Origin of the sequence: Bradyrhizobium sp. CB3481 (genome assembly GCF_029714305.1) — a bacterium.
In the GTDB taxonomy this organism is placed as follows: Bacteria; Pseudomonadota; Alphaproteobacteria; order Rhizobiales; family Xanthobacteraceae; genus Bradyrhizobium.
In genome coordinates this window covers 6,867,388-6,887,751 of record NZ_CP121647.1, presented here as the reverse complement: position 1 = coordinate 6,887,751, position 20,364 = coordinate 6,867,388, and the positions used below count along the sequence as shown (strand labels likewise).

General features: G+C 64.1%; 18 protein-coding genes. 10 read left to right on the top strand and 8 right to left on the bottom strand.

Translation table 11 applies throughout. From position 1 onward, the window contains the following. Positions 1 to 2: 2 nt before the first annotated feature. Both ugpC and QA643_RS33325 read left to right on the top strand, forming a co-directional pair. Positions 3 to 1,118 (top strand): sn-glycerol-3-phosphate ABC transporter ATP-binding protein UgpC, encoded by a 1,116-nt coding sequence (gene ugpC / locus QA643_RS33330; RefSeq protein WP_283029894.1) that lies wholly within the window; start codon positions 3 to 5, stop codon positions 1,116 to 1,118. Next, complete coding sequence (locus QA643_RS33325) at positions 1,115 to 1,879, top strand: SDR family oxidoreductase (RefSeq protein WP_283029893.1); 765 nt, start codon at positions 1,115 to 1,117, stop codon at positions 1,877 to 1,879. The genes ugpC and QA643_RS33325 overlap by 4 nt, the downstream gene beginning before the upstream one ends. A gap of 19 nt (positions 1,880 to 1,898) precedes the next feature. On the opposite strand, the gene QA643_RS33320 is transcribed toward QA643_RS33325, so the two are convergent. Continuing rightward, positions 1,899 to 2,870: a LysR family transcriptional regulator gene (locus tag QA643_RS33320; RefSeq protein ID WP_283029892.1), complete on the bottom strand. Its 972-nt coding sequence runs from the start codon at positions 2,868 to 2,870 to the stop codon at positions 1,899 to 1,901. 146 nt (positions 2,871 to 3,016) lie between these two features. Here QA643_RS33320 and QA643_RS33315 point away from each other — a divergent pair, with 146 nt between their 5' ends. The 7 genes from QA643_RS33315 (at position 3,017) to cbbX (ending at position 11,067) form a co-directional block, all read left to right on the top strand. Beyond that, positions 3,017 to 4,066, top strand: a complete 1,050-nt coding sequence (locus tag QA643_RS33315) for a class 1 fructose-bisphosphatase (protein WP_283029891.1) — start codon at positions 3,017 to 3,019, stop codon at positions 4,064 to 4,066. Next, positions 4,066 to 4,941 (top strand): phosphoribulokinase, encoded by an 876-nt coding sequence (locus QA643_RS33310; protein WP_283029890.1) that lies wholly within the window; start codon positions 4,066 to 4,068, stop codon positions 4,939 to 4,941. Before QA643_RS33315 ends, QA643_RS33310 begins: the two co-directional genes overlap by 1 nt. Next, positions 4,938 to 6,968 carry a transketolase gene (tkt, locus tag QA643_RS33305; protein ID WP_283029889.1) on the top strand — a complete coding sequence of 677 codons (2,031 nt, stop codon included), beginning with the start codon at positions 4,938 to 4,940 and terminating at the stop codon, positions 6,966 to 6,968. The genes QA643_RS33310 and tkt overlap by 4 nt, the downstream gene beginning before the upstream one ends. Before the next feature lie 22 nt (positions 6,969 to 6,990). Then, positions 6,991 to 8,076 (top strand): class II fructose-bisphosphate aldolase, encoded by a 1,086-nt coding sequence (fba, locus tag QA643_RS33300; protein WP_283029888.1) that lies wholly within the window; start codon positions 6,991 to 6,993, stop codon positions 8,074 to 8,076. Positions 8,077 to 8,131: 55 nt separating this feature from the next. Next, positions 8,132 to 9,592 carry a form I ribulose bisphosphate carboxylase large subunit gene (locus QA643_RS33295; RefSeq protein ID WP_283035011.1) on the top strand — a complete coding sequence of 487 codons (1,461 nt, stop codon included), beginning with the start codon at positions 8,132 to 8,134 and terminating at the stop codon, positions 9,590 to 9,592. A gap of 13 nt (positions 9,593 to 9,605) precedes the next feature. After that, positions 9,606 to 10,025 (top strand): ribulose bisphosphate carboxylase small subunit, encoded by a 420-nt coding sequence (locus QA643_RS33290; protein ID WP_283029887.1) that lies wholly within the window; start codon positions 9,606 to 9,608, stop codon positions 10,023 to 10,025. A gap of 148 nt (positions 10,026 to 10,173) precedes the next feature. After that, complete coding sequence (cbbX, locus tag QA643_RS33285) at positions 10,174 to 11,067, top strand: CbbX protein (protein ID WP_283029886.1); 894 nt, start codon at positions 10,174 to 10,176, stop codon at positions 11,065 to 11,067. Between the two features lie 24 nt (positions 11,068 to 11,091). Here cbbX and QA643_RS33280 read toward each other — a convergent pair whose 3' ends face one another. The 7 genes from QA643_RS33280 to QA643_RS33250 are packed head-to-tail and all read right to left on the bottom strand — an operon-like array spanning position 11,092 to position 18,904. Next, positions 11,092 to 11,619 (bottom strand): MarR family transcriptional regulator, encoded by a 528-nt coding sequence (locus tag QA643_RS33280; protein WP_283029885.1) that lies wholly within the window; start codon positions 11,617 to 11,619, stop codon positions 11,092 to 11,094. Between the two features lie 33 nt (positions 11,620 to 11,652). Next, positions 11,653 to 12,381, bottom strand: a complete 729-nt coding sequence (locus tag QA643_RS33275; protein WP_283029884.1) for an SDR family oxidoreductase — start codon at positions 12,379 to 12,381, stop codon at positions 11,653 to 11,655. 12 nt (positions 12,382 to 12,393) lie between these two features. Beyond that, on the bottom strand, positions 12,394 to 12,906 hold the full coding sequence (locus QA643_RS33270; RefSeq protein ID WP_283029883.1) for an aromatic-ring-hydroxylating dioxygenase subunit beta: 513 nt from the start codon (positions 12,904 to 12,906) through the stop codon (positions 12,394 to 12,396). 1 nt (position 12,907) lies between these two features. Then, the gene (locus QA643_RS33265; protein ID WP_283029882.1) at positions 12,908 to 14,221 is read right to left on the bottom strand and encodes an aromatic ring-hydroxylating dioxygenase subunit alpha; all 1,314 of its coding nucleotides are present in this window, start codon (positions 14,219 to 14,221) and stop codon (positions 12,908 to 12,910) included. 11 nt (positions 14,222 to 14,232) lie between these two features. Next, positions 14,233 to 15,198: a PDR/VanB family oxidoreductase gene (locus QA643_RS33260; protein WP_283029881.1), complete on the bottom strand. Its 966-nt coding sequence runs from the start codon at positions 15,196 to 15,198 to the stop codon at positions 14,233 to 14,235. 2 nt (positions 15,199 to 15,200) lie between these two features. Then, positions 15,201 to 16,745 (bottom strand): indolepyruvate oxidoreductase subunit beta family protein, encoded by a 1,545-nt coding sequence (locus tag QA643_RS33255; protein WP_283029880.1) that lies wholly within the window; start codon positions 16,743 to 16,745, stop codon positions 15,201 to 15,203. Next, a complete protein-coding gene (locus QA643_RS33250; protein WP_283029879.1) occupies positions 16,742 to 18,904 on the bottom strand; it encodes an indolepyruvate ferredoxin oxidoreductase subunit alpha in 2,163 nt (720 codons plus the stop codon). Before QA643_RS33250 ends, QA643_RS33255 begins: the two co-directional genes overlap by 4 nt. A gap of 275 nt (positions 18,905 to 19,179) precedes the next feature. On the opposite strand from QA643_RS33250, the gene QA643_RS33245 reads away from it, so the two are divergent. After that, positions 19,180 to 20,352, top strand: a complete 1,173-nt coding sequence (locus QA643_RS33245) for an acyl-CoA dehydrogenase family protein (RefSeq protein ID WP_283029878.1) — start codon at positions 19,180 to 19,182, stop codon at positions 20,350 to 20,352. Positions 20,353 to 20,364 lie beyond the last annotated feature (12 nt).

The following is a 20,364-nucleotide window of genomic DNA, read 5'->3' as shown; positions in this document are numbered from 1 at the left end:
TCATGGCAGCGTTGAGCATTCGTACTCTGTCGAAGCGTTACGCCAATCTGGAGGTGCTGAAGGGAATCGATCTCGACATCGAGAGCGGCGAGTTTACCGTTCTGGTCGGACCGTCCGGCTGCGGGAAGTCCACGCTGCTCAACATCGTTGCCGGGCTCGATCAGCCGAGCGCGGGCACAATCGAAATCGGCGGCCGGGTCGTCAACGACGTTCCGCCAAAGGACCGCGACATCGCCATGGTGTTCCAGTCCTATGCGCTCTATCCGTCGATGACGGTGCGCCAGAACATCACGTTCGGCATGGAATGCCGCCATGTGCCGAAGGCGGAGCAGGAGAAGGCGCTCGCGAATGTCGCGCGCTTGCTGCAGATCGAGCCGCTGCTCGGCCGCAAGCCGTCGCAGCTCTCCGGCGGCCAGCGCCAGCGGGTTGCAATGGGCCGCGCATTGGTGCGCGATCCCTTGCTGTTCCTCTTCGACGAACCGCTCTCCAATCTCGACGCAAAACTGCGCGTCGAGATGCGGATGGAGATCAAGCGGCTGCATCAACGCATCGGCGCCACCATCGTCTATGTCACCCACGACCAGATCGAGGCGATGACGATGGCGACGCGGATCGCCGTGATGCATCAGGGCGAGGTGCAGCAATTCGCCGATCCCGATACCGTGTACCGCTATCCGGCCAATCTGTTCGTCGCGCGCTTCATGGGCTCGCCGCCGATGAACACGATGCCGGCCCGGCTCGAGGCCGAGAACGGCGGCGCGGCGGTCGTGATCGGCGCGGGGCGGCCGGACGAGGTCCGCCTTCGCCTGCAGGGATATGATGCGGCAGCTTCCTTTGTCGGCCGCGAGGTCGTGCTCGGGATCAGGCCGGAATGCATCGCCGAGGGCAGCCGCGGCTTTTCCGGTGCGTCGGGCGCACCGATCGTCGTCAATGCACCAGTCGAGATGGTCGAGCCCACCGGCGCCGAGACCATTGTGTTGCTGCGGCTCGGCGGGGAGGCCGCGCTGGCGCGGATCTCGCCCGATGTCCGGCCCGCGCCCGGCACGCTCGCGCCGTTCGCGCTGGATACGCGCCGCATCTGCCTGTTCGATCCCGCTACGGAGCGTCTCATCGCATGACCCAGACAAGCTATGCCGGCCTCGTTGATCGCACTGTACTGATCACCGGAGGCGCCAGCGGCATCGGGGCGGCCTTCGTGCGCGCCTTCGCAGCCCAACGGGCACGCGTCGCCTTTCTCGACATCGATGCCGATGCAGGCGAGGCGCTGGTGCGGGAGGTGGCAGGCGGATCCGGCTTGGCACCATTGTTCGTGCCGTGTGACCTTCTCGATATCGACGCGTTGCGCGCCGCAATTACCAAGGTGCAAGCTGCGCTCGGCGACGCCTCGGTGCTGGTGAACAACGCCGCCAACGACCAGCGCCATGTTCTTTCCGAGGTGACGCCGGAAGAATTCGACTGGACGATCGGCGTCAATCTCAAGCACGTCTTCTTCGCGGCGCAGGCGGTGGTGCCGCAGATGCGCGCGCGCGGCGGCGGCTCGATCATCAACATGTCGTCGGTGGCCTGGATACGCGGCGCGCCGGCGCTGCCGGCCTACGCGGCGGCAAAGGCGGCGATTGTCGGCTTCACCAACTCGCTGGCCCGGCTGGTCGGACCCGATCGGATTCGCGTCAACGCCATCGCACCCGGCATGGTGATCACCGAGCGGCAGCGCCGGCTGTGGTTTAAGGACGAGCAGCAGATATCCGAATTTCGTACCCGTCAGGCCATTCCGGATGCGGTGACGCCCGACGATATCGCGCGCGTGGCGCTGTTTTTGGCGTCCGACGAAAGCCAGCGCATTACGCGCCAGTGCTTTCAGGTCGACGGCGGCCTCTGAAAGGGGCTCGGCCTCGCGGTCAGCCGCGCCGCGACCGTACCGAAGGCCGGGTGAGGCGCAGCCGGCGCTGCGTTCGCGGCAAAAACTGCTTACCCTTGGCGCTGAGGAAATCGAGCATGGCCTGCGCCGGCGGCAGCAGCACCTTGTCCTTGCGCGCCAGCGCGAACCATTGCCGCACGATCGGCAGGCCATCGACATCGAGCGTCACCAGGCGCCGTTCGTCGAGTTCGGTCGCAACCGTATGCGCCGAGATGAAGGCGATGCCGAGTCCTGCGATGACAGCCTGCTTGATGGTCTCGTTGCTGCTCATGGCGAGGCCGATTCGGGGATGGATGCCCGACTTCTCGAACAGTTGCTCCATCAGCCCGCGCGTTCCCGATCCCGGCTCGCGCGTCAGGAAGGTCTCGCCGGCGAGCTCGCGCGGTGCGATGCGGGTCTTTCGCGCCAGCCGATGCGCGGTCGGCGCGATGATGACGTGGGGATGATCGCCGATCAGGTGGACGTTCATGTCGATGTCGGCAGGCGGGCGGCCCATGATCGCGAAGTCGAGGTCGTAGCCGCGCAGCGCCTCGCCAACTTCCTGACGGTTGCCGATCGAGAGGGTGATTTCGACATTCGGATAGAGTTTTGAAAATCCGGAGATCATGAACGGCACAAAGTATTTCGCCGTCGAAACCGCGCCGATCGAGATGCGGCCCGCGGTTTTCCCCGCCATCATCTCCAAGGTGGTCTCGCAGTCGGTGATCGCCGCCTCGATCCGCTCGGCAAGCGCCAACACCTCGCGCCCGGCATCCGTCAGCAGCATCCCGTCGCCGGTGCGCTGGATCAGCGGCAACCCTGCGACCGCCTGCAGGTTACGCAGCTGCAGCGTCACCGCGGGCTGTGTCAAATAGAGTTGCTTCGAGGCGGCCGTTACCGAGCGATGCTTCTGCACGGCGGCCAGCGCGCGCAATTGGCGGATGGTCAATTCCCGCAACAATCGGCCGGCCATTGGCGTCCCCATTATAACGAAAACTTTGCTAAGGCCAAAGATAACAAAATTTCCCTAATTCGGCAAATTGCGCTTCCTTAACGGGGCGGATCGCCAAATCGGGCGGCCGCTTCGACAGCGCCGAGAGAGCGCACCGGGAGTGGGACATGGACGAACGCGTGACGCTGCGTTCACATCTCGATCGATCCGTTCTACAGACCGTGGATGGCGCTGCGGTCGGTGCTGTCATCGAGGCCATTGCCGCCGCTGCCGTCGAGCTCGCGGCACTGATCGCCGATGGACCGCTCGCCGATATCACCGGGCAGGACGGCGGCATCAATACGGATGGCGATCGGCAGAAGGACATCGACATCGTCGCCGATGATTTGATGCGGCGCGCGCTGCGCGCTGCGCCGGTGGCGGCAGTTCTTTCCGAGGAAGCGGCGCTGCCGGAGACCTTGCGGCCGGAGGCGAGCCTCTGCGTTGCGATCGATCCGCTCGACGGATCGGCCAATCTCGAAAACAACATCTCGATGGGCACCATCTTTTCGATCCGCCCGCGGGGCAACGACATTCTTTCGACGTTCTTCGAGCCGGGCACCGTGCAGTGCGCGGCAGGCTTCACCGTGTACGGTCCGCAAACCACCTTCGTTCTCGCCCTCGACGCGCGCGTCGACATCTTCATCCTCGACCGCCGGGCGCGGGAGTTTTTGCTGGTCCGCCAGGCGGTGCAGATCGCGCGCGATACGCCGGAGTTCGCCATCAACGCATCCAATCGCCGGCACTGGCATGGCCCGGTTCGCGCCTATATCGACGAATGCCTCGCCGGCACCAATGGCGGCGGCGAGGTGGATTTCAACATGCGCTGGATCGGCTCGCTGGTCGCCGAAGCACTGCGCATCCTGGTGCGCGGCGGGGTGTTCCTCTACCCGGCCGATGCCCGCGCCAGCTATCGCGAGGGCAGGCTGCGCCTTCTCTACGAAGCGCATCCGATGGCGTTGATCATGGAATGGGCCGGCGGTGCAGCAACGACCGGGCGACGACGAATTCTCGAACTCGGCGCGAAGACGCCGCACCAGCGGGTGCCGTTGATCATGGGGTCTGCGCGAGGCGTGCGCGATATCGCTGCTCTCCACGAGAGGGTCGAACCGATGTTCGACAACAGCACGGCGCCGTTGTTCGCACGGCGCGGCCTGTTTCGTGACGGAGCGTTGTGATGTCGCGGGCTCATCCCATCATATCGATCACGGGTTCGTCGGGCGCCGGCACGACATCGGTGAAGAAGACCTTCGAGCAGATCTTTCGCCGCGAGAAGGTCGTGGCCGCCTACATCGAAGGCGACGCCTTCCATCGCTACGATCGTTTCGAGATGCGAGACAAGATGCGGGAGGAGGCCGAGCGCGGCAACAAGCATTTCAGCCATTTCAGCCCGGAAACCAATCTGTTCGAAGAGCTCGAGCGGGTGTTCCGCGATTACGGCGAATCCGGCACCGGAACGACGCGCCATTATGTTCACGATGACGAAGAGGCGAAGCTGTACGGTGCCAAGCCGGGCACGTTCACCGAATGGGAGCAACTGCCTGAAGGCTCCGACCTCCTGTTCTACGAAGGACTGCATGGCGCGGTCGTGACCGACAAGGTCAACGTGGCGCAGCATGCCGATCTCAAGATCGGCGTCGTGCCGGTGATCAATCTGGAATGGATCCAGAAGCTGCATCGCGACCGTCGCGACCGCGGCTATAGCCAGGAGGCGGTGACCGACACGATCCTGCGGCGCATGCCTGATTACGTGAACTACATCTGTCCGCAGTTCGCCGAGACCGACATCAACTTCCAGCGCGTGCCGACGGTCGATACGTCGAACCCGTTCATCGCGCGGTGGATCCCGACGCCGGATGAATCGATGGTGGTGATCCGCCTCAAAAATCCGCGCGGTATCGATTTTCCCTATCTGCTGTCGATGATTCCGCACAGCTTCATGTCGCGCGCCAATTCGATCGTGATCCATGGCGCGAAGCTCGATCTCGCCATGCAGCTCATCCTCACTCCGCTGATCCTGCAACTGATGGAACGCAAGAGGCGCACGATATGAACGCTCCCGTCCTGTCCCACACAGCCAGCCGCCCCGACGTGTCGCATGTTGAGATGGCTAGCGCCATCCGCTTCCTGGCGATCGACGCCGTCGAGAAGGCCAAGTCCGGTCATCCCGGGATGCCGATGGGCATGGCCGACGTCGCGACCGTGCTGTTTTCGCGCTTTCTCAAATTCGATCCCTCAGACCCGGCGTGGCCGGATCGCGACCGCTTCGTGCTGTCGGCCGGCCATGGCTCGATGCTGCTGTATGCGCTGCTGCACCTGACGGGCTACGAAGGCATGACGCTGGACGAGCTCAAGGCCTTTAGGCAGTGGGGATCGAAGACGCCGGGACATCCCGAGCATGGCCATACTCCTGGTGTAGAGACGACCACCGGACCGCTCGGACAGGGCATTGCCACCGCGGTCGGCATGGCGCTGGCCGAGCGGCTGATGAACGCCCGCTTCGGCGACGACTGCGTCGACCATTTTACATACGTGATCGCCGGCGACGGCTGCCTGATGGAAGGAATCAGCCACGAGGCGATTTCGCTGGCCGGGCATCTCCGGCTCAATCGCCTGATCGTGCTGTTCGACGACAACGAAATCTCGATCGACGGTGCGACGTCACTATCCTGTTCGGATGACCAGCTCGCACGGTTCAAGGCGGCGGGATGGGCGGCCTGCCGGATCGATGGCCACGATCCCGAAGCCATCGCGGCCGCGATCGAGCGGGCGCGCAACAGTGATCGGCCTTCGCTGATCGCCTGCCGCACCATCATCGGCTTCGGCGCTCCGAACCGGCAGGGAACGGAGAAAGTTCATGGTGCGCCGCTGGGCGCCGAGGAAACCGGCAAGACACGGGCTGCGTTGAACTGGTCGCATGCGCCGTTCGAGGTTCCGCAAACCGTCCTCGCGCAGTGGCGTGAGGCCGGACGCCGCGGGCATGCCGCCCGCCGCCACTGGATCGAACGGACCAGGCGTCTGGGTTCGGACTCCCGCTCACCGTTTCACGATGCGCTCAATCGCAACCTGCCGTACAGCTATGTGCAGGCAATGGCACGACTGCGCGACGACTTTGCAACCCAGCAACCGAACATCGCCACCCGGCAGGCGTCGCAGCGCGTGATCGATGTCATAGCGGAAGCGCTGCCCAATCTGCTCGGTGGCTCGGCGGATCTGACGCATTCCAACCTGACGCGGGCCAAGACCCAGCGGCCGGTACAGCCGGCTTCCTTTGAAGGCAGTTATATTCACTATGGCGTCCGCGAGCACGCCATGGCCGCGGCGATGAACGGCCTCGCGCTGCACGGCGGCTTCATCCCCTATGGTGGCACGTTTCTCAGCTTCGCCGACTACAGCCGTCCGGCGATCCGGCTGGCGGCGCTGATGAACATTCGCGTCGTCCATGTGATGACGCATGATTCGATCGGGCTCGGTGAAGATGGCCCGACCCATCAGCCGGTCGAGCATCTGGCCTCGCTGCGAGCGATCCCCAATCTCTTGGTTTTCCGGCCCGCCGATGCCATCGAGACGGCGGAGGCCTGGGACTGCGCGCTGCGGTCGCAGGCCAGCCCGTCAGTACTCTGCCTGTCGCGGCAGGCGCTGCCTGCCTTCCGCAAAGGGGACGACGACAATCTGGTTGCGCGCGGCGCCTATGTCGTCGTCGAGCCGGGACACGGACGCGACGTCACGCTGATCGCGACCGGGTCGGAGGTCTCAATCGCCATCGAGGCGGCGAAAGCGCTTGCAACGGACGGTGTCCGCGCCGCCGTCGTATCGGCACCGTGCTTCGAACTGTTTCGCAGGCAGTCGCCCGCGTACCGCGCCGATGTTCTTGGAGGCGCCCCGCGGATCGGGATCGAAGCGGCGATCGAAGGCGACTGGGCGCGCTGGCTCGGCGACAGCGGCGAATTTGTCGGCATGACCGGCTTCGGCGCATCCGCGCCGGCGGAAACGCTCTATCGCGAGTTCGGCATCACCGCGAACGCCGTCGCAATAGCCGCCTTGCGCTGCATTGCGCGATCAAGAATGGCAGCAGCCTAGCACACGGATAATGGAGACTGCGATGGCGCGAATTACCTTGAGGCAATTGCTGGATCACGCCGCCGAGCACGGCTACGGCGTACCGGCATTCAATATCAACAACATGGAGCAGGGCCTTGCCATCATGGAGGCGGCGGCTGCCGTCGACGCGCCCGTCATCCTGCAAGCGTCGCGCGGCGCGCGCTCCTATGCGGGCGACACCATGCTGGCCAAGATGATCGATGCGCTGGAAGAGATGTATCCGCAGATCCCGCTCTGCCTGCACCAGGATCACGGCAACGAGGAATCGACCTGCGCCACCGCCCTGCAGCACGGATTTACTTCCGTGATGATGGACGGCTCGCTTAAGGCCGATGCCAAGACCGCCGCGAGCTACGAATACAATGTCGACATCACCCGCCGCGTGGTCGACATGGCGCACTGGATCGGTGCTTCCGTCGAAGGTGAGCTCGGCGTGCTCGGCTCGCTGGAGCATGGCGGCGGCGAGCAGGAGGACGGCCATGGCGTCGAAGGCGAGGTCAGCCACGACCAGTTGCTGACCGATCCGGACCAGGCGGTCGACTTCGTTCGCGCCACCAAGGTCGATGCGCTGGCGATTGCGATGGGCACCTCGCACGGCGCCTATAAATTCTCGCGCAAGCCGGATGGCGACATTCTTGCCATGCGGGTGGTCGAGGAAATCCATCAGCGGCTGCCCAATACGCACCTGGTGATGCACGGTTCATCCTCGGTGCCGCAGCCGCTGCAGGATGCGTTCAACCAGTTCGGCGGCGAGATGCCGCAGACCTGGGGTGTGCCGGTCGAGGAAATCGTGCGCGGCATCAGGCATGGTGTCCGCAAGGTCAATATCGACACCGACTGCCGGCTGGCGATGACCGCGGTGTTCCGCAAGGTCGCAACCCAGAACAAAAACGAATTCGATCCGCGCAAATTCCTGAAACCGGCGATGGATGGCTTGCGCGATCTTTGCCGCGAACGTTTCGAGCAATTCGACACGGCGGGCCATGCATCGCAGATCAAGGTCATTCCATTGGCCGAGATGGCGCGACGCTACCGCTCCGGCGCGCTCGATCCGAGAATCGGAGGAATTGCCGATGCCGCAGAATGAAACGATGACACGCACGATCCCGACCAGTCGCCGCACAACAGCCGAGGAGGCCGATATGAACATGCACTCGATGACCGTCCGCGGCAAGGAACGCTACAAGTCCGGCGTCCTCGAATACAAGAAGATGGGTTATTGGGAGCCCGACTATGTGCCCAAGGACACCGACATCATTGCGCTGTTTCGTGTCTCGCCCCAGGATGGCGTCGATCCGATCGAGGCATCGGCGGCGGTCGCCGGCGAATCCTCGACTGCGACCTGGACGGTGGTGTGGACCGACCGCCTGACGGCGGCAGACAAATACCGCGCCAAGTGTTTTCGCGTCGATCCGGTGCCGAATTCGCCGGGGCAATATTTCGCCTATATCGCCTACGACCTCGATCTGTTCGAGCCGGGATCGATCGCCAACCTGTCGGCCTCGATCATCGGCAACGTGTTCGGCTTCAAGCCGCTGAAGGCATTGCGGCTCGAGGACATGCGCCTGCCGGTGGCTTATGTGAAGACATTCCAGGGGCCGGCGACGGGCATCGTCGTTGAACGCGAGCGGATGGACAAGTTCGGCCGCCCGCTGCTCGGGGCCACGGTGAAGCCGAAGCTCGGCCTGTCGGGCCGCAATTACGGCCGGGTGGTGTACGAGGCGCTGAAGGGCGGGCTCGACTTCACCAAGGATGACGAGAACATCAACTCGCAGCCGTTCATGCATTGGCGCGAGCGGTTTCTCTACTGCATGGAGGCGGTCAACAAGGCGCAGGCGGCGACCGGCGAGATCAAAGGCACCTATCTCAATGTCACCGCCGGAACCATGGAAGACATGTACGAGCGCGCGGAGTTCGCCAAGGAGCTCGGCTCGGTCATCATCATGATCGACCTGGTGATCGGGTACACCGCGATCCAGTCGATGGCAAAATGGGCGCGACGCAACGACATGATCCTGCATCTGCACCGGGCAGGGCATTCCACCTATACGAGGCAGCGCAGCCACGGCGTCTCGTTCCGGGTGATCGCCAAATGGATGCGGCTTGCGGGTGTCGATCACATCCATGCCGGCACTGTGGTCGGCAAGCTGGAAGGCGATCCCGCCACCACGCGCGGTTACTACGACATCTGCCGCGAGGATTATAACCCGGCGCGGCTGGAGCACGGTGTGTTCTTCGACCAGCATTGGGCCAGCCTCAACAAGCTGATGCCGGTGGCCTCAGGCGGCATTCATGCCGGGCAGATGCACCAATTGCTCGACCATCTCGGCGAGGACGTCATCCTGCAGTTTGGTGGCGGCACCATCGGCCATCCCACGGGCATCCAGGCCGGCGCGACTGCGAACCGCGTGGCGCTGGAAGCGATGATTCTCGCGCGCAATGAAGGCCGCGACTATCTGCACGAGGGACCCGAGATTCTCGCCAAGGCCGCAGAGACCTGCACGCCGCTGAAATCGGCGCTCGAGGTCTGGAAGAACGTCACCTTTAACTACGAATCGACCGACATGCCCGACTATGTCCCGACGCCCAGCGTCGCGATGTGAGGAGTAAACAATCATGCGCATTACCCAAGGCTGCTTCTCGTTCCTGCCCGATCTCACCGATGAGCAGATCACCCGCCAGGTCCAGTATTGCCTGGAGAACGGCTGGGCGGTGAACATCGAATTCACCGACGACCCGCATCCCCGCAACAATTTCTGGGAAATGTGGGGATTACCGATGTTCGATCTTCGCGACGCGGCCGGCGTGATGATGGAACTGGACCAATGCCGCAAGGTCTATGGCGATCGCTATATTCGCCTGTCGGCGTTCGATTCCAGTCACGGCTGGGAATCGGTGCGGCTGTCCTTCATCGTCAACCGTCCGAAGGACGAGCCTGGCTTCCAGCTCGAGCGGCATGAAGTGGCCGGCCGCAACATCCGCTACACGACCAGATCATACGCCGCCGACCGCCCTGAGGGCCGGCGCTACGGCTAGTACCCTTACCCGGTCCGACAGACGAGTTCTCCCTGATCGTGCCTTTCGTCTGCCGGAAGCACTGCTCCGTCGCTGTGAAAGCGGCGACGGAGTTTTTTTGGAATTGCATTGTGCCGAGGTTTGCCGGATGGACCTGGATATCGCCGACATGACTGATACGGTCAACCTTCGCGAGGAGCTCGAAGCTGTCGGCATCGAGGACGTGCTCACGCAGCTTGACCGCGAGCTGATCGGGCTGGTGCCCGTCAAGACCCGCATCCGCGAGATCGCATCGCTCCTGCTGATCGAACGCATCCGCAAGCGCCTCAACCTGACAACGGAAGTGCCGACACTGCATATGTCGTTCACCGGCAATCCCGGCACCGGCAAGACGACGGTGGCGCTGCGCATCGCGAGCATTCTCCATAAACTAGGTTTCGTGCGCCGTGGCCACGTCGTCTCGGTGACCCGTGACGAACTGGTCGGGCAGTATATCGGCCACACCGCGCCCAAGACCAAGGAGGTGCTGAAGAAGGCGATGGGCGGCGTGCTGTTCATCGACGAGGCCTATTATCTTTACCGGCCGGACAACGAACGCGACTACGGCCAGGAGGCGATCGAGATCCTGCTGCAGGTGATGGAATCCCAGCGCGAGGATCTGGTGGTGATTCTCGCCGGCTATGGCGACCGGATGGACAAGTTCTTTGCCAGCAACCCCGGCTTCCGCTCCCGGATCGCCCATCACATCGATTTTCCTGATTATTCCGAACCCGAATTGCTTGCCATCGCCGAATTGATGCTGCGCGAGATGAACTACAAATTCACCGCGGACGCGCGCGCGGCCTTCATCCGTTACATTGCGCTGCGCAGGACCCAGCCGCTGTTCTCCAACGCCCGCTCGATCCGGAACGCGCTCGACCGCATGCGGCTGCGACAGGCCAATCGCCTGGTCGCCGATCTCGACCGGGTTCTGATGGCCGACGACATCATGTCGCTGGAGGCCTCGGATGTGCTCGCCAGCCGGGTCTTTCGGAAAGGCGAGGTGCCGCCCGGTCCGGCATGAAGTGATTGTGCATCGGCGTGCGCGTCAGCTGTGCTTGTCGAGGCGACGCTTGAGCAGGGTCAGATGCTGCAACAGGTCCGACTGCGCGGCGGGTGACAGTTCGCCGATCAAGGCAATCACCCATTCCTCGTGACGCCGCGCCATGCGGCCGAATTCCCTGGCGCCTTCCGACGACAGGCGCAGGCGGAAGGTGCGGCGATCCTCCGAATCGACCTCGCGATGGATCATGCCGTCGGCTTCCAGCTTCTGCACCAGCGCGGTGATGGCGCCGTTCGAAACCATCAGCAGTTCGGAGACTTCGGACATGGTCGCCCCGGCGGGCCGGCGCGCGAGCTGCGCCAGAAGGTCGAAGCGGGCGAGGGTGGTGTTGAATTCCTTGCGCAGCCGGGCGTTCAGAGCCTTCTCGATTCTGGTGGCGCAGGACAGCAGCCGCAGCCAGATCCGCAGTTCGAGATGCGCGCCGTCGGATTCATGCGCCGGCTCGGCGGGGGGCGGCGGCTGCACGCGCGCGCCCTTTGCGGATCTGGTCTTGCGTTTGACGGTGGCATCCATGGCGGGCATCTCGAATAGCTGGAAAGAAACGGGCTAGATGGAAATTGATCCGATGCTGGCGCCGCCACAGACATAGAGCGTCTGTCCGGTGATGAAGTCGGCATCCGGCGAACTGAAGAATGCGACCGCGCGGGCCACGTCGGAGGACTTGCCGAGCCGGCCAAGCGGGATCGACCGCGCTAGCGCCTTCGCACGCTCGGATTCCGGCGACATCACGCTCTCGAACATCTCGGTATCTCCGATCGGTCCGGGCGCGACGACGTTGACGGTGATGTTAAAGGGGGCAAGCTCCAACGCCCAGGTGCGGGCCATGCCGATGATGCCGGCCTTGGTGGCGGAATAGACGGTCCGGGTGGCAGCTCCCAGCGCGGCGCGGGAGGACAATAGCACGATGCGGCCGAAGCGCGCCTGTTTCATGCCCGGCAGTGCCGCCTGCGCCAGCGCAATCGCGGCGCCGAAATGCAGTTGCGCCAAGGCGCCGACATCCTCGTCAGCGACCTCTTCCAACAGCTTCGGCCTGATCGCGCCGGCATTGTGAACGACGTGGGTGATTGCAACCTTCGCCGCGATCTCAGCCGCCGCCTGGCGGGTTGCGGCGGCATCGAGCAGGTCGACCTCGCGCGAGGACAGTTTTGGGTGGCTCCAGTCCGGCTTTCGCCGCGACAGCGAAATCACGTCATAGCCTTCGGCGAGCAGGCTGCGCGCGATCGCAGCGCCAATGCCGGTATTGCCGCCGCTCACGATCGCCGTGTGATGGGCCATTGCTATCCTGCCTCACATGAAGAGCTGGATGTTGCCGAAGGCAGCATCGCAATTGATCAGGTCGACGCGCTTGAGCTTGATCCGCAGCCGGCCGTCCTCGACGCAGAGATGATGGGTGGCCCACGCCGCATAGAGCGCCTGCTCGTCCAGGCGGGTCTCGACATAATGCATCGGGGTCCACGTGACGTAGCGGTTGGCGGCGGTGTCGCGCGAATCCACCTGCGGCGTCTGCAGCACGTGATGGCAGCGGCTTTTCGGCTTCTGGCTAAAAGTCCGCGCGCCCTTGAGCCGCTCGACCCGGATCGAGAGCAGGAGCTTGTCCTCGTACATCAAGGAGCAGGTCAGCCGTGGATCGGTCTGATTCCATTCCAGCGGCATCCAGTAGAAGGCGTCGTCGGCGTAGAGATCGAGCCATTCGTCGAAGCGCTGCTGATCGATCAGGCGTGCTTCGCGGACGACGAAATCGATCAACTCCTGGTCGGTCGGGATAGCATTCTTGAGGGGGGCTTCGGCGAGCATGGTCATGTCACATCCCCATCGTCATGAACTTGGTCCATGCCCGGAACTGATGGCGCATCGGCCACTCGCTGGTGCCGTTGACCGCCACATTGGTCTGCCCGGCTTCGTCAGGGCTATAGAGACGCTGCAGGTTCACCCATTGATTGCCGTTCGAATGCAGGCCTTCCTGCGCGCGTTCGTACATTTCGAGATCGTCGTGGCCGACGATGGAGGTCGGCGCGTTGATCAGCCGGTTGTACATCAGCGTGCGCTCCAGCAGCATGTCGGGCGCATCGACGAGCTGGAACGTCCAGGATTCCACCAGCGTCTTGTTCGCCGCGATCGGCTTGAAATGCCTGAGTAGCTGGATCGGGCCCTTGATCATGATGTTGGGGAAATAAACGGTATTGTGCCGGTTCTCGCCGAGGATCGCCTTGGCGCGCTCCTCACCATAGGCCGCCGTCATCTTCTCGAAATAGCCGGGGATTGCCGAATAGTCGGAATGGATCGAGTGGTGCACGCCGGTGTGGCCGTGGCCATTGTCCCAGATCCGGATGCCCATGTTCTCGAAGAACTCGTACGGGCTCATGAAGGGCGCGATGATCTCGACTGCCATCGGCTTCTTGGTGCCGGGCGGCGCCTTCTTCCAGACCTCGATGACGGTGCCGGCCGAGGATTCGTGCGCGACCATGGGATGGCAGGTGTCGGTCTGGTTTTCGACCAGCATCTTCCAATTGCAGTTGTGCATATAGCGCAGCACGCCGCCGGCGACCTTGAGCTGGCCGACCGGGGAGCGGTCGATCATGTTGTCGAAGCTCGACAGGCTCTCGCCGAAGAATTCCTCGAAGCCGAGGCCGCTGTCGTTGATCTTGGCGAACACGAAGCCGCGATAGTTTTTGACATGGCGCACCGGGGCCATGCCGGTTGCAGCGTGGCTCTGCTCGAAGCCGGTGTTCTCGTAACCCTTCTTCAAGGGAATCGCGAGCAGCGAGCCGTCGGTCTTGAAGCTCCAGGCATGGTAGGGGCAGCGGAAGAACTTTCCGGTGTTGCCGCAGGTCTCTGAGGTAATGCGGGTGCCCTTGTGAGGACAGCGATTGTGCAGCACCTTCACCATGCCGTCGGTGTGGCGGACGAGCAGCACCGGCTGCGTGCCGATCGTGGTGCCGAAATAGTCGCCGGCATTGGGGACCTGGCTGTCGTGGCCGACATAGACCCAGCTGTTCGGGAACATGTGCTCCATCTCGAGCTGGAACACTTCCTCGCTGACATAGACGTCGCGGTGAACCTCCTGTTCGCGGACCAGGGCGCGAATGGCCGCGGCGTTGCCGGCATATCGGGTCATGCGTTCCTCCATCACAGGTCGAGCACGAGTCTTTTGGTTTTGGCGCGCGAGATGCAGATCTGCATCACCTTGTTCGAAGCCTTCTCGCTGTCGCTCAAGATGTAGTCGCGATGATCGGGGATGCCCTCGACCACCGTGGTCTGGCAGATGCCGCAATCGCCGCGCTTGCAGTCGTGCATCGGGTCTTCGCCGGCTCCGATCAGCACGTCGAGAATGGTCCTGCCGGCGGGGATTTCGTAAACGCGCCCATTGCTCTTGAGTTCGACCTCGAAGGCGGCGTCCCCGGACTTCTCCTCGGGCGCGGTGAATATCTCAAAGTGCAGCCGGCCCGGCGGCCAGTTCATTTGCTTCGCCAGCGCGATGGCGGCCTCGATCATCGGCAGCGGCCCGCAGAGATAGAGCGGCACCTCGGGCGCGAGCCGGCTCATCAGACCTTCAAGATCGAAGAAACGCCCGGCTTCGTCGTCGGCGTGGATGGCTGCGTTTGCGTTGGTCAGGCGTTCGATCTCGCTGACAAAGGCAAGTTCGCCGCGGCTGCGGCCGGCGTAATAGAATGAGAACGGGCGTTTCGCCGCGTTCAGTTCGCAGGCCATCGCCAGCAGCGGCGTCACGCCGATGCCGCCCGCGACGAGCGCGACTTCGCCGCTGCCGGCACCGAGCGGAAAATTGTTCGCCGGCGGCGAGATCGTCAGGCGGTCGGCGGCCTTGAGGCCGTGCATGTAGGTCGAACCGCCCTGGCTTTTGCTTTCCTGGAGCACAGCGATGCGATAGGCGGCGGGATGCTCAGCGGCCGCGCGCGGCGAAACCGTCTCGATCAGCGAATAGGAGCGGCGGCCAACATCGGGCAGGTGGACATCGATATGAGCGCCCGCCGCCCAGCCCGGCATCGGCGCGCCGTTGGGGCGCGCCAGCACGAATTCGCGAATGCGCGGCGTCAGCGCTTTAATCTTCGACACCACGACTTCGAATTGATCCATCCTCAGGCGTCCTCGAACAGGCTCTCGACCGTGCGCAACGCGCCGTCGAGCTCGGCGCCGTCGGCGTCCTTCAGCGCCACCTTGGTCAGCCGCTGCACCCATTCGGCGGCATCGGGCCGGCCGGCCAGGCGATCGGACGCGCGCGTCACCTTTTCGAATTTCGATTCGCCGCGCGAATGCGTATCGGAATAGCCGCCGACGAGACGGCGCGCCTCGCACACCGCGGTCGCCAGTGCAGGATCGGTCAGGGCGAATTTCTTGATACGCTGCGCCCATTCGTCGAGATGACGCATCTCACGGGCATGCCGCAGCGTGCCGCGGCGGAATCGGCGTAGGCCGGCGACGCCGTAAAGCAGCAGGAATGCCGGCGGCGCGGTGGTGCGCAGTTTCCGTCCGCGATCGATGAGCTTGCCGAGCTGCGCGCTGCGCTCGACCCTCTCGCCAAGCCACGGCGGCAATAGCCCCGCCATTTCCTCGATCCGCGGATGGAAGAATTCCGTGATCGCGAGGATCTGGCCGTTGCCCGCGCGCACCTCGCGGCGCACCCGGTCGAGCCGTCCCGCGCGCGTCTTGAGATCCGCCACGCGGATCACATCGTCATAGGCCATCGCCACCGCGAGATATTTGGCAAAGGCCTGCAGCAGGCCGGTGGCCTGGCGCGGCATCGTCTCCAGCCGGTCGAGATATTCGCCACCATAGGCGACGTCCTGGAAATCGACGACGCGCTGCAGGCCGGCGGCAATGATGCCGTGCAGTTCTTCCGGCAACAGCCGCGCCCGCGCGACCAGCGCGTCATAGCCAGCATGACCGATCGGCTCGAGGCGCGGATAACGTTTTGCGAGCGGCGGCTTCGCCGTCGGCTTGATCTTGGGATCCTGCTTGAGCTCGGCGATCGTCCGCTCACGGCCGGCCGCAAAAGCACGCAGACTGGCGTCGACGCCGACACCAGCGGCCCGGATCGTCGTTTCAAAATCCTCGGTCGTGAAGGGCAGGGTGCCGGAGCCTGCGAGCGCGCCGAACAGCACGGCCGAAACCACGCTGCCGGTGGCATCGGCAATCTCGGCCATGTCGAAGGCGATGAAACGATTGGCGGCGACATTCGCCGCATCGAAGACCTGCGCCGCATCCGCCGTGCCGTCTCCGGGCGCAGTCTTTTCGATCACCGCCAGCGAGCGGTGCGAGGAGCCGATCAGCAGCGTGCGGTCCGGCGAGACCAGGCCGCGCAGGATGGCGCGGCCCGCTTCCATCAATTCGGCGCCGATCACGATATCGACCTTGCCCGGCGCCGGCATCAGCGACAGCACGGGGTGTCGGCCGGGCTTGCTGGCATCTGGCGCGATCATCTCGATGTAATAGATCGTGGCGCCGGTGCGCTGGGCGACGCCGGGGACCGAGGTGGATTGTGCGAACCAGCCGCGCTGTTCGGCCAGTGCCACGATCCAGTCGACTAGCACGCCGCCGCCCTGGCCGCCCATCGCGAGCACCGCGATGCTGATCGGGCGTGCCTGGCTGAGGCCGACAGAGGAGGACGCGATCGAGACGTTCATGCCGCACCCTGTTCGAACATGACGCGCCGGCCCGCGCGCCAGCGCTGCAGCGCGCTGATCACCTGCCGCCAGACGCGGTCGAGCCGGGCTTCGAACGCCGTCGGATTGGAAACGATGTCGGCACGATAGAAGGATGGGCAGAGCACGGCGGCATCGGCGACCTCGCCGCAATGGCCGCAGCCGACGCAGCTGTTGTCGACAGCGGCGACCGGATTGTCCTTCAGCGGATCGCTGGTCGGCTTCACCGACAGCGACGGGCAGCCGGACAGGCGGATGCAGGCGTGGTCGCCGGAACAGACGTCTTCATCGACGCCAAAACGCTCGCGCACGATGCGCTCGCCGCGCTTGGTGGCCGCTGCGACCAGCGGCTTAACGCGCCGCTGCTTGTTCAGCATGCATTCGGAGGAGGCGACGATGATCTTCGGGCCCTTCTCCTCGGTCGTCAGCGCCTCGCGCAGCGTGTCGCGCATGCGCGTGACGTCATAGGTGCGGTCGATCTGACGCACCCATTTGGCGCCGATGCCCTTCACGGCCTGAACGATAGGATGCTTGGTCGAGCGCGAACGATTGTCGGCGCGCGAGGAGGGGATGTCCTGGCCACCGGTCGCGGCGGAATAATAATTGTCGACCACGACGATCACGCCATCGTGCTGATTGAATACGGCGTTGCCGACACCGCTGGTCAACCCGTTGTGCCAGAAGCCACCGTCGCCCATGATCGAGATCGGGCGTTTTCCCGCAGGCACGTTGAACGCCGAAGCCGATGCCGGACCGAGCCCGTAGCCCATCGTGGTCGCGCCGATATTGAACGGCGGCAGGATCGAGAACAAGTGGCAGCCGATATCGGCGGCGATGTGGTGCGGGCCGAGCTCCTTCTCCACCAGCTTCATGGCGGAAAAGATCGGCCGCTCCGGACAGCCGGTGCAGAAACCCGGCGGCCGCGGCGGCACCACGTCGGCCAATGCGCGGATCTTGTCGTCGACCTCGACGCGGTCGATGTTCGGTGCGCGGGCAGAATCAGATAGCGCGTCGGGACGCCAGCGGCGGATGAAGGCACCGATCGCTTCGCCCATGACCTGCGCGGTGTATTCGCCGGCCATCGGGAACAGATCCTTGCCGTGCAGCTTGGCCGGAATGTCGGCGTTACGCAGGATCTTGTGCAGCGCCTGCTCGATGAATTCGGGCTGTCCCTCCTCGACCATCAGCACGGCCTGTTTGCCGCGGCAGAAGTCGATCACCTCGCGGTCGACGATCGGGTAGGTCACGTTCATCACATAGAGCGGAACCCGTGTCTCGCCCCAGATATCTGCAAGGCCCGCCTCGCGCAGCGCGGTGATGACGCCGTTGTACATACCGCCCTGCATGATGATACCGATATCGTCGATATCGCCGTCGAACGTCTCGTTCATGCCGCGGGCGTGGATGAACTCGACCGCCGCGGGCCACCGATGCTCGACCTTTTCCTTCTCGTGCAGGAACGAGGCCGGCGGCAACACGATCCGGTTGGTATCGCGCGACGGCTGTTCGAGCGCGCGGGCCAGCGGAAAGGTGGGGCGGACATTGTCGCGCGTGGAAAAGCGGCCATGGACATGGCAAGCGCGAATCCGCACCTCCAGCATGACGGGCGTGTTGGAGGCCTCTGACAGCTCGAAGGAATCGCGCACGGCATTCACGATCGAGGCGACATTGGGTCGCGGATCGACCAGCCAGAGCTGCGACTTCATCGCAAAGGCATGCGAACGCTCCTGCATGATGGAAGAGCCTTCGCCATAATCCTCGCCGATGATGATCAGCGCGCCGCCGGTGACGCCGCCCGATGTGAGGTTTGCCAGCGCGTCGGACGCAACATTGATGCCGACCGGCGCCTTGAAAGTGACGGCGCCGCGGACCGGATACATCACGGAAGCGGCTAGCGTCGCCGCCGCGGTCGCCTCGCTCGCGCTGGATTCGAAGTGTACGCCGAGATCGGAGAGAATATCCTGGGCGTCCGACAGCACATCCATCAGATGGGAGATCGGCGCGCCCTGGTAGCCGGCGACGTAGCTGACGCCGCATTCGAGCAATGCCTTGGTGATGGCGAGGATGCCTTCACCGCGAAATTCCTCGCCGGCGCCGAGCTTCAGGTCTTCCACCTCGCGCGCGAAAGAGCGTTCTGCCATGCTCGCCTCCTCGGCCTTGCGGGGAACCCTGGACGACCGAATATAATTTTAGACATCAAACAAAAATGATGTCAATCGAACTTGCGGCCTGCGCGCTGCAAAACACTGCGAGCGCCATTCTGCGCGTTATTCAGCCTATTTCGTAGGCTTTCTGCATCGCAGCCGGTCCGAGGAGGGCAGTCTCTCGCTTGACAGGATATTTTAGCCATGAAACATTATTGGTGCGCGCTGCGCTCGGGTAGCGCGCGCAAAGCCGGCCTTTGCGGGAGACTGATATGACCCCGGTTTCGCAGCTGCGCGGGCCGTCGCGCGAACATCTCGCGTGGCCGTTCTTCGATTCCCGTCACAGCGAATATGTCGCTGCGCTCGATGCGTTTGCAGCCGGTCTCGGCGATACGCATGGTGGCGATGTCGACGAAACCTGCCGGTCGCTGGTCCGCAGGCTCGGCGCCGCGGGACTGCTCAAGGCGTCGGTCGCGGGCGATCGCCCCGATGCGGTGATCGATTCCCGGCTGATCTGCCTGGCGCGCGAGACGCTGGCCTGGCACAGCGGGCTCGCCGATTTCGCCTTTGCGATGCAGGGACTGGGCACTGGCGCGGTGGCAATTGCCGGCTCACCCGAACTGCGCGCGCTGGTGCTGCCGAAGGCGCGGCGTGGCGAATGGGTTTCCGCATTTGCACTGTCGGAGAAGGACGCCGGCTCCGATGTCGCCGCGATGGCCTGCTGCGCCCGGCGCGAGGGCGACCACTATATTCTCGACGGCGAGAAGACCTGGATTTCGAACGGCGGCATTGCCGACGTCTACACGCTGTTTGCGCGAACCGGGGAAGCGCCGGGGGCACGGGGCATTTCGGCCTTTGTGGTGCTGCCGGACGATCCCGGCTTTTCGATTGCTGATCGCATCGACGTGATGGCGCCGCACCCGCTGGCGACGTTGCGTTTCGAGGGTTGCCGGATTCCGGCGGCGCGGCTGCTCGGTTCGCCCGGCGAAGGCTTCAAGATCGCGATGCGCACCCTCGATATTTTCCGCGCCTCGGTCGCCGCCGCCGCGCTGGGCTTTGCCCGCCGCGCGCTGGATGAAGCGACCGCGCATGCCCGTAGCAGGCGGATGTTTGGCGGCGTGCTGGCCGACCAGCAATTGACGCAGGCGGCACTCGGCGACATGGCCGCCGGCGTCGATGCCAGCGCGCTCCTCACCTACCGTGCCGCTTGGCGGCGCGATGTGCAGAAGGCTTCCACCACGCGCGAAGCGGCGATGGCGAAGATGGTCGCCACCGAAACCGCGCAGGAGGTGATCGACCGCGCGGTGCAGATGTTCGGCGGCCGCGGCGTGCGCTCGGGCGAGATGGTCGAGCAGCTCTATCGCGAGATCCGCGCGTTGCGCATCTATGAAGGCGCGACCGAGGTCCAAAAACTCATCATCGGGCGCGATATCCTGAAAGCCTAGCCGCCGTCCGGC

Coding starts and splice junctions, on each gene's coding strand:
- QA643_RS33270 (WP_283029883.1), bottom strand. CDS start 12,906: ATGACCATGCTCGCCGAAGCCCCCCTCAAGAATGCTATCCCGACCGAC.
- QA643_RS33255 (WP_283029880.1), bottom strand. CDS start 16,745: ATGAACGTCTCGATCGCGTCCTCCTCTGTCGGCCTCAGCCAGGCACGC.
- QA643_RS33280 (WP_283029885.1), bottom strand. CDS start 11,619: ATGGATGCCACCGTCAAACGCAAGACCAGATCCGCAAAGGGCGCGCGC.
- QA643_RS33275 (WP_283029884.1), bottom strand. CDS start 12,381: ATGGCCCATCACACGGCGATCGTGAGCGGCGGCAATACCGGCATTGGC.
- QA643_RS33295 (WP_283035011.1), top strand. CDS start 8,132: ATGAACATGCACTCGATGACCGTCCGCGGCAAGGAACGCTACAAGTCC.
- ugpC (WP_283029894.1), top strand. CDS start 3: ATGGCAGCGTTGAGCATTCGTACTCTGTCGAAGCGTTACGCCAATCTG.
- cbbX (WP_283029886.1), top strand. CDS start 10,174: ATGACTGATACGGTCAACCTTCGCGAGGAGCTCGAAGCTGTCGGCATC.
- QA643_RS33290 (WP_283029887.1), top strand. CDS start 9,606: ATGCGCATTACCCAAGGCTGCTTCTCGTTCCTGCCCGATCTCACCGAT.
- QA643_RS33245 (WP_283029878.1), top strand. CDS start 19,180: ATGACCCCGGTTTCGCAGCTGCGCGGGCCGTCGCGCGAACATCTCGCG.
- QA643_RS33315 (WP_283029891.1), top strand. CDS start 3,017: ATGGACGAACGCGTGACGCTGCGTTCACATCTCGATCGATCCGTTCTA.
- QA643_RS33310 (WP_283029890.1), top strand. CDS start 4,066: ATGTCGCGGGCTCATCCCATCATATCGATCACGGGTTCGTCGGGCGCC.
- QA643_RS33320 (WP_283029892.1), bottom strand. CDS start 2,870: ATGGCCGGCCGATTGTTGCGGGAATTGACCATCCGCCAATTGCGCGCG.
- QA643_RS33265 (WP_283029882.1), bottom strand. CDS start 14,221: ATGACCCGATATGCCGGCAACGCCGCGGCCATTCGCGCCCTGGTCCGC.
- tkt (WP_283029889.1), top strand. CDS start 4,938: ATGAACGCTCCCGTCCTGTCCCACACAGCCAGCCGCCCCGACGTGTCG.
- QA643_RS33260 (WP_283029881.1), bottom strand. CDS start 15,198: ATGGATCAATTCGAAGTCGTGGTGTCGAAGATTAAAGCGCTGACGCCG.
- QA643_RS33250 (WP_283029879.1), bottom strand. CDS start 18,904: ATGGCAGAACGCTCTTTCGCGCGCGAGGTGGAAGACCTGAAGCTCGGC.
- fba (WP_283029888.1), top strand. CDS start 6,991: ATGGCGCGAATTACCTTGAGGCAATTGCTGGATCACGCCGCCGAGCAC.
- QA643_RS33325 (WP_283029893.1), top strand. CDS start 1,115: ATGACCCAGACAAGCTATGCCGGCCTCGTTGATCGCACTGTACTGATC.